The organism is Prodigiosinella confusarubida (assembly GCF_002847015.1).
Lineage (GTDB): Bacteria > Pseudomonadota > Gammaproteobacteria > Enterobacterales > Enterobacteriaceae > Prodigiosinella > Prodigiosinella aquatilis.
Genome location: NZ_CP025085.1, coordinates 882,526 through 895,761, shown reverse-complemented (window position 1 = coordinate 895,761; position 13,236 = coordinate 882,526). Strand labels below are relative to the sequence as shown.

The window sequence follows — 13,236 nt, the reverse complement described above, 5'->3', positions numbered from 1 at the left end:
CTATCCTGCCAGTTATTAGCTTTTTCCGGAAAGCGACAAAATGCACCACAAAACAAACAAATAATTAACTTTTTGTTATCATTTTTCTCTGACCTCAACCTATTATTTACTCATGCCAACAAAACCACAGGAAAAACATCATGCCAGATGTGTTGTTAAGTCAGGATATTGTTCGCCAGCGTGTCAGTGATATCTTTATTTATCAAATGCCTTTCAATCAGGCACTGGGACTAGAGTTGCTTGAGTTTGCCCAGGATCACGCCACACTCACTTTCGCCCGTCAGGACAAAATGATAGGCAACGTTTTGCAGCAAATCTTGCATGGCGGCGTGATTGCTGCCGGGCTGGATGTTGCGGCCGGGCTGGTATGCGTGGGGAATACCCTGTTGCGCCATGAAGCCATCAATGAAGCGGAATTTCATCACCGCTTGTCGCGCATGGGCACGATTGACATGCGTGTGGATTATCTGCGTCCTGGTCGTGGTGAGCGCTTCATCATTACCAGTCACTTACTGCGTGGAGGCAATAAAATTGCGGTTGCACGCTCTGAACTCCACAATGAGCAACAGTTACATATCGCTAGCGCCACTGCGACGTATATTGTTGGCTAGTAGCGTTCCCGCCGTTACATGCGATGGCAACGGATAAGATACCGCTGGGTATGTTGCGATGGAAAAAGACCGTTTTTTGCGTAAAATCACGGTTTACTCGCTTTTATACCGAGCCATCATTCATGGAAGTACAACAAACCCGTCAGGGGATCCTCTTCGCGCTTGGCGCCTATCTCATCTGGGGCATTGCTCCAGTCTACTTCAAATTACTTATACAGGTTCCGGCAACGGAGATACTAGCGCACCGTATCATCTGGTCGTTTTTCTTTATGATCATCCTGCTGAGTATCAGCCTTAAATGGCGTCAGGTGCGGTATGCCTGCCAAAAACCCAGGCAACTGTTGTTACTGGCGGTCACTGCCATGCTGGTAGGGAGTAACTGGCTGGTTTATATCTGGTCGGTCAATCACAATCATATGCTGGAAGCCAGTCTGGGTTATTTCATCAATCCATTGGTGAATATCATGCTGGGGATGCTGTTTTTGCGGGAACGTTTCCGCCCCATGCAATGGCTGGCAGTCGCACTGGCGGTGTGTGGAATACTGGTGCAACTCTGGCAATTCGGATCATTGCCAGTAATTGCCCTGGCTCTGGCTTTCAGTTTTGGGTTTTATGGTCTGCTGCGTAAGAAGATCGGTATTGATGGACAAACGGGGATGTTGATTGAAACGCTGTGGCTATTGCCCGCCGCCTTCATTTACCTGTTTATGATCGCGGACTCACCGAGCAGCCACCTGATGCAGAATCCACTATCACTGAATTTGTTGTTAGCCCTCGCCGGGATCATCACCACCGTTCCCTTGTTATTTTTCACCGCAGCGGCGATGCGTCTGCGTCTGTCTACACTAGGTTTTTTCCAATATATCGGCCCGACCATGACACTGCTTCTTGCCGTCATGGTTTACGGTGAAACCATGACTCGCGACAAGTTGCTCACCTTCGCCTTTATCTGGACAGCATTGGCCATTTTCATCCTCGACGCACTCTATACCCAGCGTAAGTTACGTCGCGTGCGGGACCGCGTGGCGTGAGATATAACGCGACATTATCGGACTGAAAATCAGGGTGGAAAACAGACGCAGCGTCTGCATGGCGATCACGAAAGCCATATCCACCCGGCTTCCCGCGGCAATAATCGCGATGGAATCCAGCCCACCGGGACTGGTTGCCAGATAAGCTGTCAGCATATCCACTGGTAATAGACGAGTCAGCATAAACGCCATCCCCCCACACAGCAGCATTAACATCACTATCGAGATCATCATTTGCGGCAGAGTGCGTAATGCCAGCCGGAAGATTGGGCGGGTAAAACAGAGGCCGACACTCCAGCCAATAAACGAATACGCTAATGCCAACAGCCACTCGGGTGTCTGCAATGTCAGCGTACCGGTCGAATGCAATATTGAACCGACAATCATCGGGCCCAACAACTGACCAGAAGGGATCCGCAGCCGGCGGGCGACCCAGGCGCAACTGAAGGCCATACACAGTGTGGCAGGGAAACGCCAGTCAAGGGCCGGGAACCAGAGCGTCATGGCATGGTTACCTGCCGAACTATCCCCCAGGCTAAAACGGGCGACAAATGCCGCCGACGCCGTCACCATCAGTACGCGCAAATACTGCATAAACGCCACCAGACGTACATCTGCCCCGAATTCACCGGCCATGGCAACCATGGCGGAAGCACCGCCCGGTGACGCGCCCCAGGTTCCCGTCGTACCGGGCAGTTCGCTGTAACGCATCAGACACCATCCGGACAAGCCGCTGATAACCAATGTCGCCAATAGAGTAAACAGTACCAGCGGCCACTCATTCAATAATGGACGCAGAATGGACAAAGAGAGACTTTGCGCCACCAGACACCCAAGTACGGCGTTACTGGCGTAAAAAAAAGGGCGGGGAATACGAATGGTGGAGCCATTTAATCCCATCACGACGCCCACCAGCATCGGTCCCAGCAACAACGCTGCCGGCACATGATAAATTTGTAAACCGAATCCCAGAATCAGCGATACCGATAGCAGTATGCCCCATTGCAGTAGCACGGGGGTTTTCTCCATGCACATTACCCATGACAAAAATAAGACAGTGATTTCATTCTAAACGGATAGCCTGTTCCAGGACATGAAAATCCAGCTTAAACGCAGTACAAAACGGATAAAAAATGAAATCGCCAGGGTAGGCACGGGAATGAAGTATCTCGACAGAAATGCCATTCCCGTAGTCAAGCAGACGAGTCAGGTATGACGCACGCTGCTGAAGGTATACGCCACGGTCACAGCCAGTTGCGACGTTTAAAATAGAGGTAGGGGGCCAAACCCGCCAGTAACATCAATGCCAGCGCTCCCGGATAACCAAATGACCACTCCAGTTCCGGCATAAATTTAAAGTTCATCCCATAGCTGGATGCCACTAACGTCGGTGGCAAGAAGACCACAGACACCACGGAGAAAATTTTAATAATACGGTTCTGCTCAATATTGATGAAACCCATCGCCGCCTGCATCAGGAAGTTCACCTTCTGGAACAGGGATTCGTTATGCGGCAAAAGTGATTCGATGTCCCTCAAGATTTCACGTGCCTGTTCCAACTGACCACTAGGTAACCGGGCCTTGCGCACCAGAAAGTTCAGCGCCCGTTGAGTATCCATCAGACATAGGCGAACTTTCCAACCGATATCTTCCAATTCCGCCAGTGTAGAAAGCGCATCATCATACTCGTCGCCCTGGTGGCCATCCATGATGACCCGGCTTAATGCTTCCAGATCGCTGTAGATGTTCTCAATTTCGTCCGCCAACTGTTCAATTTTGGTTTCAAACAGATCAAGCAGCAGTTCATAAGCATTCCCATCGACCAATATCTGACTGCGGGCTCGCATACGATAGAGACGAAACGCAGGCAACTCGCGCTCACGCAGCGTGAATAAACGACCATCACGAATAGTAAAAGCGACCGTAGAGTTTCCCGCATGATCGTCAGCATCTTCATAGAAGAAGAAGGAGTGAATATGCAAGCCATCTTCATCTTCAAAAAAACGGGCCGATGCCTCGATGTCTTCCAGTTCTGGCCGGGTTGCCAGACTTTGCCCCAATTGGTTTTGTACTTGTTCTCGCTCGTCATCCTCAGGCTCAACCAAATCAACCCAGAGTGATAAGGTGAGATCGTCGGTGTCATCCAGTTCCAGACGAGATAAACGGCAGTTTTCCAGTTTAAATGCGCTCAGCATAGGCCAGCTCCCTAAACGTAACAGAGATGGACAAAACGCGATTGAAACACAGAAACAGGGGTGAAAGGTCACCATCAGGTTTCAGACCGTTCGACGGTTCTGACTCGACGCGACACAGATGATATCGCTGACAACCACTAAGGCTATCAGCATACAGCGGAGGATAGCCTTAGTGGTTGTACCTAATCAGTAGGTTATTGAGCCAGCATCGACTGGGTGTGTCCAAGGCGTGGGTCCTCCGGAAATAATGATGGGCGCATGTTACGCCGAGATGAAAAAGGCTGTCAACACGCAGAAAGGTTATTAACGCAACAATATCTTGGCCGGTGCTCCACCTCCGGTCATGAACACCGTTGGCAACCATTTCACACGGCTGAAAGACGCGAACCAAATCATCTGGGCGGATCAGTAAATGCTGGGGAAAACCGTTGTTACACAATGTCCATTGCTGGCCATACTCAGGCCCGGAGGGAGAGAGATAAAACCCCGGGAAGATCTTACTTCCACCGTTACCCGCTCTCTCACTACCCGAACTGACTGACACTATTCCATGTCGGGTACAGGCCTGTTATATCGCGTCCAAACGAGCATAAGCGGCGACCAGCCATTTGATGCCTTGCCCTGGAAACGCCACCTGAATCCGGCAATGTTCGCCGCTTCCTTCCAGATTGACGATAGTCCCTTCACCGAATTTGGCATGACGCACACGCTGCCCCAATGTGAAGCCGCTGTCACTCTGACTGACCGGGGTTCCCAGTCGCTGATGGTTGACCGGGCGCGACACACTGGCTCGTAACCGCACCTCCTCCACACACTCCGCTGGCAGTTCACCAACAAAACGCGATGGGCGGTGATACACTTCTTTCCCGTATAAACGCCGGGTTTCCGCATAAGTGAGGGTCAACTTCTGCATGGCTCGAGTCACACCGACATATGCCAGGCGTCGTTCTTCCTCAAGACGTCCACCTTCATCCAGCGACATCTGGCTGGGGAACATACCCTCTTCCATGCCAACAATGAATACCTGCGGAAACTCCAGACCTTTGGCAGAATGCAACGTCATAAGCTGCACCGCATCCTGGTGCGCATCAGCTTGTCCATCACCCGCTTCCAGTGCCGCATGTGAAAGAAATGCCTGTAACGGCATCAAATCCTGATCTTCTTCCTGATAGCTGAATTGGCGCGTTGCTGTCACCAGCTCTTCCAGGTTTTCTACCCGCGCCTGACCCTTCTCACCTTTTTCCTGCTCATACATATTCCACAATCCGGAATCCTTGATGGCCCGGTCTGTCTGAACATGCAATGGTAATTCGGCTGTTTCATAGGCCAGCGCATCCACCAACTCCAGAAAACGCTGTAATGCAGAAGCCGCGCGGCCCGCCAAGGCTTTCTCTTGCAACAGAACACGACTAGCCTGCCACATTGTGATCTGACGGTCACGCGCCGTATGACGCACCACATCCAGCGTACGGTCGCCAATACCACGCGTCGGCGTATTCACTACACGCTCAAAGGCGGAGTCATCATTACGGTTGGCAATCAAACGCAGATAAGACAACGCGTCCTTGATTTCCTGTCGTTCAAAAAAGCGCATACCACCATAAATACGGTAAGGCAGATTCTGTTGAATCAACGCCTCTTCCAGTACACGTGACTGGGCATTACTGCGGTAAAGAATGGCGTTCTCGGTTAACGAACCGCCGGCTTCCTGCCACACTTTGATGCGATTAACCACAAACCGGGCTTCATCTAGTTCGTTAAACGCGCAATAGAGGGAGATCAGTTCCCCCTCGACACCGTCAGTCCACAAGTTTTTCCCCAGACGATCACCGTTATGGGCGATTAACGCGTTCGCTGCATTGAGGATGTTGCTGGTAGAGCGGTAATTCTGCTCCAGACGAATAGTTTCAACATTGGGAAAGTCGCGCAGGAAATGCTGGATGTTTTCGACCTGAGCGCCTCGCCAGCCATAAATGGACTGATCATCATCACCAACAATCATCACATTGGCGCTATCGCCCGCCAGCAGACGGATCCAAGCGTACTGAATACTATTGGTATCCTGAAACTCATCCACCAGAATATTGTGAAAGCGCTCGCGATAATGCTGCAAAATATGTGGCTTGTTCAGCCATAGTTCGTGGGCCCGTAACAACAGTTCGGCGAAATCTACCAGACCGGCGCGATCGCACGCTTCCTGATAAGCCTGATAAATTCGCTGCCAGGTTTGCTCTACCGGGTTGCCATAGCTTTCGATGTGCTGAGGACGCAGCCCCTCATCCTTTTTCCCGTTGATGTACCACATGGCCTGCCGTGGCGGCCACTGTTTCTCATCCAGGTTCAGCGCTTTGATCAAACGCTTGAGCAAACGCAGTTGATCTTCACTATCGAGGATCTGAAAGTCCTGCGGCAAATTGGCATCCAGATGATGAGCCCGTAACAAGCGATGCGCCAAACCATGAAAAGTGCCGATCCACATCCCACCTTGACTGGTGCCGATAAGCTGATCAATACGGTGGCGCATCTCGGCCGCCGCTTTGTTGGTAAAGGTGACGGCCAGAATGGAGTATGGTGAGCTGTTTTCTACCGTCAGGAGCCAGGCGATACGGTGTACCAGGACTCGTGTTTTACCACTGCCCGCGCCAGCCAGCACCAGCACATTATGGCGCGGAGCAGCTACCGCATCGCGTTGTTTATCATTCAAACTATCAAGCAGGTCAGAGACGTCCATAACACCGTTATCCATTGGCGGAAAAACGTATAATCACAAAGGATACACATTTTACTGGTTATTCATACAGCATAATAAAAAGAATTATAGCAATGCTGTCAGCGATTCCAACCGGGAAATTTCAATATGTGGCAATAACCGGGTGTCATCAATGTGCATCAGATTTCCTTCACGCAAGTTAACCCAACAAGCTTGCATCCCACAGCGCACAGCGCCCGCTACGTCAGTCGTCAGATCATCGCCGACATGCAGCAGTTGTTTTACAGGGAGGTTCAGTTTTTCCGCTGCCAGGTGGTACATGTCGCTGAAAGGTTTTGCACGACCGTTCGGGCCGGCTCGCAAAATAAACTGAAAGTAATCACCCAGCCCGCAGGCATACGGATCGGCGTTACCGTTGGTAATGGCAACTAATGGACAGTGTTCGGCCAGTGCGCCAAGTGTGTCATGGGTTGACTGCGGAACGGTAATACGACTACGCCAATAAGCAAAGTTCTCCATCGCGACATTCGCACCTGCCGAGGCTTCCGCTTCACTGACGCCGTGACGGATGAGCGCCAACTGCACCGCACGCCAGCGCCATAGAGTGACATCGTGGTAAATTTCCGGCTCCTGGGCGCGAAGCTCTGCGCGTAAACGCTGAAAATCAACAGCCTGCATATACTTCAACACGGGATAGTGTCCTTGCAGGAAACGGATGGATTCCTGCTCGGTACGTCGTATCACATCATGGTTATCATACAGTGTGTCATCCAGATCAAAGGTGATGGCTGAAATTGCAGTCAGCGGGCGGTAGAAATGCATCAACCCTTTCCTCGTTTGGCGCGTGGGTGCGCGGCATCATACACTGATGCCAAATGCTGGAAATCCAGGTGGGTATAAATCTGGGTGGTAGAGAGGTTGGCATGCCCCAATAGCTCCTGCACCGCACGCAGGTCACCGCTGGACTCCAGCATATGGGTGGCAAAAGAGTGGCGCAGTTTATGTGGATTAACGTGGCTGTTGACTCCCTGCTTCACCCCCCACTCCGCAAAACGTTTCTGTACATTACGCATGGAAATGCGTTTCCCGAGGCTGGAAACAAACACCGCATCATCCTGTGGATCATAAATCTCACGCAGTTCCAGCCAGCGGCGCAGCCAGGTGACGGCCGTCGCGCCAATGGGCAATCTACGCTCTTTACTACCCTTACCCATCACCCAGACTTCGCCGCTGTCCAGCTCCACGTGCTGGCAATCCATGCCGACCAATTCGGCCAGACGCAACCCGGCGCCATACATCACTTCCAGCATTGTCCTATCACGCACAGCCAGTGGATCATTCAGGTTAATGTCCAGCAGACGGTTCACTTCGTCTACATCCATATTTTTGGGAAGGTGGCGCCCGGCCCTTGGGGTGGAAACCCCTTTGGCCGGGTTTGCGCCCAGCTCCCCCCGGCTCACCAGCCAGTCAAGAAAACTGCGCAGCGCGGAAAGGCGTAATGCCAGACTGGAAGACTGTAATCCGTCACGTTTACTGCGCGTCACCACCGAGCGTACGCCTGCGGCATCGAGGTTCTGCCATGCCGTTATCCCAACAGCAGACAATATCTCCGTTATCACCTGTAACTGATGCGCATAACTACTCTGCGTCAACGGACTCAATTGCCGTTCAACCTTGAGGTAACGCAAAAAAGCATTTGTTTGTATCAGTAACGGCGATACGGCTTGATTCATAAACGTTCAACCCAGCGTTGCAGCAGCACGGGGAGCGTTGATGACAGATGCTGTAACAGCACGGTTCCCATCCCTTTCTGATAATGATGACTGTCACGACTACTGAAAAGCAGCAGGCCCAAATCACCATTAGGGCCCATTAATGACAAGGCAACCGAACCAACCTGTTTGGCTTCAGGCAACAGAAGCAGCAGTTCTGGTCCGTTCAACGTACCTAAATAATGACTCCCGTTGCCAAAGCGTTGAATACGCAGTGACTCGAACAATGTGCGATTAAGCGCCAGATGAGTAAAATCAGAAGGAGCACCAACGTGCCATTTATCACTGAACAGCCGTACCGATGCTCCCAGCAAACCCAGCGTTCGCGCCCAGCGACGTAAACGCTCCAGAAAGTCCTGTAGACTGTCCGCCGCGGACAGTTCCATATTTACTTGAAGCAACTGGTTAAACAACGCCTCATTCGAAGTAGCCTGCTCCATCAGAAGGGTGATTTCTTCTTCCAGTTTATCTATATGGTTACGCTGGCGTGCCAACTGCCACTCAACCAGCGACACGCTGCCCCGCACCGGATGAGGAATTCTCATCTGTTCGATCTGACGTGAATTACGGATAAAAAAGTCAGGATTTTGGTGCAAAAACTGCAGAACCATCTCGTCAGTGAGTGAAATCCGGTGTTCCACCTGCTCCTCAACGCTTTTCATAAATGAATGGACCCATCGTAAACGTGCGTAGCTGGCCCGGTCATAAATAACGGCTTACCTGGACCTGCCCAGTTAATATCAAGCTCACCGCCAGTCAATTTAACCTTAACATTGTCGGCCAGCAGCCCTTGCTGAATACCTACCGCAACAGCCCCACAGGCTCCACTACCGCAAGCTTGAGTTTCTCCCACCCCGCGTTCATAGACACGCAATCGGATAGTGTGGTCATCCACAACCTGCATAAACCCAATGTTGGCACGTTCCGGAAAACGCTCATGGCTCTCCAGCAGCGGTCCCAACACATCGACCTTCGCAGTATCCACATCATCCACCTGTATCACACAATGGGGATTCCCCATCGAAACTACACCACACAGTACGGTATGTTCTTCTGCTCGCATAATATACGTTTTTTCCGCTTTAACTGCGCGGAAAGGGACCTGCTGCGGCTCAAAATTGGGTTCACCCATATTGACTCGCACCAGTTCATCATCCGTAACGCTCAGAATCATACGCCCAGTCTGGGTGCTGACACTGATATCTCGTTTGTTGGTTAATCCCTTAAGACGCACAAATCGGGCAAAACAACGGGCACCATTACCACACTGAGTCACTTCACTACCATCTGCATTGAAAATACGGTAATGAAAATCCAGTTCAGGATCGTAAGGTGGCTCAACCACCAGCAGTTGATCAAAGCCAACACCACAATGCCGATCCGACAAACGTCGAATCAACTCAGGTGAAAAATAGACATTCTGCGTAACGGCATCAACAACCATAAAGTCATTGCCCAAACCGTGCATTTTGGCGAACTGCATTATCCTGACTCCGCTGACTTAACCGGACGCGGTAAACACACTATCGTGACCTGTTATAAAATGATGGTAGACCAATCGCAATATCACCATTATTGCTGGACAGGTGATTGTTGCGGTGTTTTTGTTATATGTTGCTGCTGCGTGGTCTTCGCAGGCGCAGGAGCTTTCGATTTCTCCGGCGGAAAATAAAGCGGCCCCTTCAGGCCACAACCAGCCAGTGCCAGTACAGTTAATGCCAGGCACACATGGCGAAATAGATTTATCATAACGTTAAAACCTGTCACTCATCGATGTATGCTCTCTATAATCGCAGGTGGATCATGAAAATCAATAGGAATCGAATATGAACGATAGCGAGTTTCATCAATTAGCCGACACACTGATGCGTCAATTGGAGGAAACACTGGACCAATTTGATGGCGATGCCGATATCGATTATGAAACTAACGGCGGGGTGATGACACTGAGTTTTGAAAACGGCAGCAAAATTGTGATCAACCGGCAGGAACCACTGCATCAAATCTGGCTGGCCACCAAAGGCGGCGGCTACCATTTTGATTATCTCGATCAAAAATGGATTTGTAATCGCAATGGTGATGAATTTTTGTCACTGCTGAGCAGCGCCTGCTCGACTCAGGCTGGTGAAACCATTCGTTTCAACTGATCGTGCGCTGATGCATATATGTCCGAGCACGGGTAAAGGTCAGCGTTTTCCGCTACGCACTATCCATCGTGATACCTTTTTCGGGCTGAATAACAGACAAAAAGCTCAGAGCATTTGTAATCGCTGATTCATGATCAACGCGTTATCTTCCGACGAAGGTGTCACACATAGATGTGTCAATGCACTGCTACGAAACGGAATGACTTGTGTACGGTTATCCAATTGAACAATTTGATAGAACTGAGGCAGGTTAAAATTGATAAAACTGGAACCATAGGTGAAACGATCGTGCGACGATGAGTAGAAACGGCTGACATCGCGCACCAGTTCTTCCTTACTGCCTTCACAGTGGTGGTAGACTTCCACCCGATTGGATTCATCGAGAATATAGATATTAAACCCTTGATTATCTAACTGATCTTCGAAAAAAAACTGGATAATACCTTCACTGGCGACGCCATCAACCACTGGTGGCAGATGGACATGGTTGGTTTCTACCTGGATTGGCAATCCCTGCAATTTATTATTGGAAATGGCGCCGTAGAATTCCACGGCGTTCTCCAGTTTCTGCACCGAGACACTTAAACGTTCGAAGAACAGCCCCCAGGTTTGTCCGGCAACCTTCAACGCCTTGAAGCGACCCGGTTCATGACGGGTGCTGGACAAACGCAGCTCAATACACTCGGAAACCAATTGTTGTACCCGGGTCCGAATCAGTCCACGCAGATGTTGACTGTAACAGAACACTTCCAGCGATTCCGGCAGCGCCGCATCCTGATGCATCTTGCCGAGAATGGTTTTCAGTGAATCCAATACTGATTGCTCACCGCTGAAATGCAAGGTACGCACTTCGTTCCAGGAGTTGCGATACAACAAGTCGATACTCCCCACCAGACACTGCTGCTGCTGGCCAAAGCTGAAAACATCCAACTGGCGGAAATCAAAATGAACCACCTGATTACGGAACGCCGCCGTCGGATCATGTTCCAGATTAACGATAATCGCCAAATGCCGGATTTCACATGGACTATATAGCGCTTTAGGTGTCGGTGCGGGTACACGCAGTGGGAAATGGCTGGAGACATCGGCAACCAGCTCTTGCAATCTGTCAATCCCGCACAGCTCACTACCCTTGATATGCAGGCGCGTTGCTGGCGTCAGCAGACCATTAAAGTAAGCCCAGGCCACCAGTTTATTCAGGTAACGGTTATATTCCAACGGCTGATGGCTGACGATAGCATCCATGGAAGGAGCCTGATTGTACAGATACCAACCAGAACGATTGGCACGTCCTGGCGGCACAAAAATGAAGGTCAGATTAACTTCTGACAGATCCGGCGAGATTTGTGGATTAACCAATGTCACTTTACCCGGTAATGCCTCAAAAGCGGCATACAGTTTACGGGTTAATACGCCAATATCCTGCGGGCTGGCACTCACACTCAGGTTATTGCGACGGGCAAAGCGGATCAAATTACGATAACTCTGCATCATCGCATCAAGCAGTTCATTATGGGCTTCACGCACCCGTTCGATTTTCCAGTTGGCGCGGTTGTCCAGCATCAGAATGCGTTCTTCGCCCCATCCCCACGCCTGCACCAATTGCAACAGGATTTGGCGACGCCATGCCGTGCAGGCGCGTTCAATGGAGAGTTTTTCACACACTTTGAGATAGAAACAGCGGCGAACCAGATCCAGGCGGGCCGGGTCATCAATAGCTATCAGATACTGGGTGACGCGCTCCAGCATCATGCAATAAGGGTCAAGCCCGAAAGAGACAATTTCACCGTTGTGCAGACGAGTTTTAATCTCGGAGGATAACAACCGGGTATTAGGGTATTCCCAGGAATACGCTTCCAGTAACAGGGTTTTCAGCACCGCCTTGTAAGGCGAATCGATGCTTTTATACAGTTGCCACAGGCTGGCGCCGAAATACTCTTCGGCAGATAACGTACTCAGTCCCCCCAAATCCAGCCATTCGTTGGGTGTCAGTGCGCCTTGCGCATAAAGGGAGAGCACGAATTCATCATAATTGGCTTCCTCGTCCACCGGCACCATATTCCACAGGATACGTTTGCCAGCCATGCGTACAGCAGTACGGTAAAACTCATCCAACAACAGAATATGCTGGGTCGAACCGCAATCTTCACCACCGAGATTGCCGCTTTCATTGTGGCGGAAACGGTTTTCATCCATCACAAAAAAGCTGACATCCACACCCTGGGCAGCGGCCCATTTTTCAAGCAGTGAACATTTTTGCTGTAAGTGTTGACGTTCTTCATTGTCGAGCCAGGACTGATGGCATACCCAAATGTCCAGATCCGAACGACAGCTTTGGCCAATAGAGGAGGTACTGCCCATGGAATAAACGCCGGTAATAGGCAACTCGCCCCGAGTATCAGGACAAGACAACTCGCCCCATTTCAGTTCTACACTGTCGAGATAGTGTTGTTGTTTTTCATCAGGCGTGAACATGCAGATACCGTGCGGAACCTTACCTTCAAGATAACCCGGCATCAGAGGATGATGATGATGTAATAAAACTGGCAGAAGACTGTAAACCTGCTGAAAAACGGGTTTCATCGCTCCAAGAGCACGATCAACACGTAGTTGGTTAATCGCATCCAGTCTCTGCTTCAGTGTCTCGATGTAGAAGTACAAGACGTTTCGCCTGCTTATCCCAGTGCCTACAAAAAATACCGTTATTCCGCTTCTGCCACTGAAGGTGTATTGGAAGAATGTCTGACAGATTATTGCTGGAAACGTGATC

12 protein-coding genes are annotated in these 13,236 nt (G+C 50.5%); 3 read left to right on the top strand and 9 right to left on the bottom strand.

The window, feature by feature from the left end; translation table 11 throughout:
• Positions 1–140: 140 nt before the first annotated feature.
• Entirely contained in the window at positions 141–611 is a 471-nt protein-coding gene (locus CWC46_RS04125) for a thioesterase family protein (RefSeq protein ID WP_021013464.1), read from the top strand.
• A gap of 122 nt (positions 612–733) precedes the next feature.
• On the top strand, positions 734–1,642 hold the full coding sequence (gene rarD, locus CWC46_RS04120; RefSeq protein ID WP_021013465.1) for an EamA family transporter RarD: 909 nt from the start codon (positions 734–736) through the stop codon (positions 1,640–1,642).
• Here the strand turns inward: rarD and CWC46_RS04115 are convergent.
• From CWC46_RS04115 to lptM, 8 genes are all read right to left on the bottom strand, one after another.
• Positions 1,613–2,671 carry an AbrB family transcriptional regulator gene (locus tag CWC46_RS04115; RefSeq protein WP_037380322.1) on the bottom strand — a complete coding sequence of 353 codons (1,059 nt, stop codon included), beginning with the start codon at positions 2,669–2,671 and terminating at the stop codon, positions 1,613–1,615. The two genes, rarD and CWC46_RS04115, sit on opposite strands and share 30 nt — an antisense overlap.
• Positions 2,672–2,886: 215 nt before the next feature.
• Complete coding sequence (corA, locus tag CWC46_RS04110) at positions 2,887–3,837, bottom strand: magnesium/cobalt transporter CorA (RefSeq protein WP_021013467.1); 951 nt, start codon at positions 3,835–3,837, stop codon at positions 2,887–2,889.
• 568 nt (positions 3,838–4,405) lie between these two features.
• Entirely contained in the window at positions 4,406–6,568 is a 2,163-nt protein-coding gene (gene uvrD, locus CWC46_RS04105) for a DNA helicase II (RefSeq protein ID WP_021013468.1), read from the bottom strand.
• Positions 6,569–6,652: 84 nt separating this feature from the next.
• Entirely contained in the window at positions 6,653–7,369 is a 717-nt protein-coding gene (gene yigB, locus CWC46_RS04100) for a 5-amino-6-(5-phospho-D-ribitylamino)uracil phosphatase YigB (protein WP_021013469.1), read from the bottom strand.
• Positions 7,369–8,280 (bottom strand): tyrosine recombinase XerC, encoded by a 912-nt coding sequence (gene xerC / locus CWC46_RS04095; protein ID WP_021013470.1) that lies wholly within the window; start codon positions 8,278–8,280, stop codon positions 7,369–7,371. Before xerC ends, yigB begins: the two co-directional genes overlap by 1 nt.
• A complete protein-coding gene (locus CWC46_RS04090; protein WP_021013471.1) occupies positions 8,277–8,981 on the bottom strand; it encodes a DUF484 domain-containing protein in 705 nt (234 codons plus the stop codon). Before CWC46_RS04090 ends, xerC begins: the two co-directional genes overlap by 4 nt.
• Positions 8,978–9,802, bottom strand: coding sequence for a diaminopimelate epimerase (gene dapF / locus CWC46_RS04085; RefSeq protein ID WP_021013472.1), 825 nt, complete (start codon positions 9,800–9,802; stop codon positions 8,978–8,980). The genes CWC46_RS04090 and dapF overlap by 4 nt, the downstream gene beginning before the upstream one ends.
• 89 nt (positions 9,803–9,891) lie before the next feature.
• Positions 9,892–10,068: an LPS translocon maturation chaperone LptM gene (lptM, locus tag CWC46_RS04080; protein ID WP_021013473.1), complete on the bottom strand. Its 177-nt coding sequence runs from the start codon at positions 10,066–10,068 to the stop codon at positions 9,892–9,894.
• A 77-nt stretch (positions 10,069–10,145) separates the two neighbouring features.
• Here lptM and cyaY point away from each other — a divergent pair, with 77 nt between their 5' ends.
• Entirely contained in the window at positions 10,146–10,466 is a 321-nt protein-coding gene (gene cyaY / locus CWC46_RS04075) for an iron donor protein CyaY (RefSeq protein ID WP_021013474.1), read from the top strand.
• A 105-nt stretch (positions 10,467–10,571) separates the two neighbouring features.
• Here cyaY and CWC46_RS04070 read toward each other — a convergent pair whose 3' ends face one another.
• Complete coding sequence (locus tag CWC46_RS04070; protein WP_021013475.1) at positions 10,572–13,127, bottom strand: class I adenylate cyclase; 2,556 nt, start codon at positions 13,125–13,127, stop codon at positions 10,572–10,574.
• Positions 13,128–13,236: the final 109 nt, after the last annotated feature.

Coding starts and splice junctions, on each gene's coding strand:
- CWC46_RS04125 (WP_021013464.1), top strand. CDS start 141: ATGCCAGATGTGTTGTTAAGTCAGGATATTGTTCGCCAGCGTGTCAGT.
- rarD (WP_021013465.1), top strand. CDS start 734: ATGGAAGTACAACAAACCCGTCAGGGGATCCTCTTCGCGCTTGGCGCC.
- CWC46_RS04115 (WP_037380322.1), bottom strand. CDS start 2,671: ATGGAGAAAACCCCCGTGCTACTGCAATGGGGCATACTGCTATCGGTA.
- corA (WP_021013467.1), bottom strand. CDS start 3,837: ATGCTGAGCGCATTTAAACTGGAAAACTGCCGTTTATCTCGTCTGGAA.
- uvrD (WP_021013468.1), bottom strand. CDS start 6,568: ATGGACGTCTCTGACCTGCTTGATAGTTTGAATGATAAACAACGCGAT.
- yigB (WP_021013469.1), bottom strand. CDS start 7,369: ATGCATTTCTACCGCCCGCTGACTGCAATTTCAGCCATCACCTTTGAT.
- xerC (WP_021013470.1), bottom strand. CDS start 8,280: ATGAATCAAGCCGTATCGCCGTTACTGATACAAACAAATGCTTTTTTG.
- CWC46_RS04090 (WP_021013471.1), bottom strand. CDS start 8,981: ATGAAAAGCGTTGAGGAGCAGGTGGAACACCGGATTTCACTCACTGAC.
- dapF (WP_021013472.1), bottom strand. CDS start 9,802: ATGCAGTTCGCCAAAATGCACGGTTTGGGCAATGACTTTATGGTTGTT.
- lptM (WP_021013473.1), bottom strand. CDS start 10,068: ATGATAAATCTATTTCGCCATGTGTGCCTGGCATTAACTGTACTGGCA.
- cyaY (WP_021013474.1), top strand. CDS start 10,146: ATGAACGATAGCGAGTTTCATCAATTAGCCGACACACTGATGCGTCAA.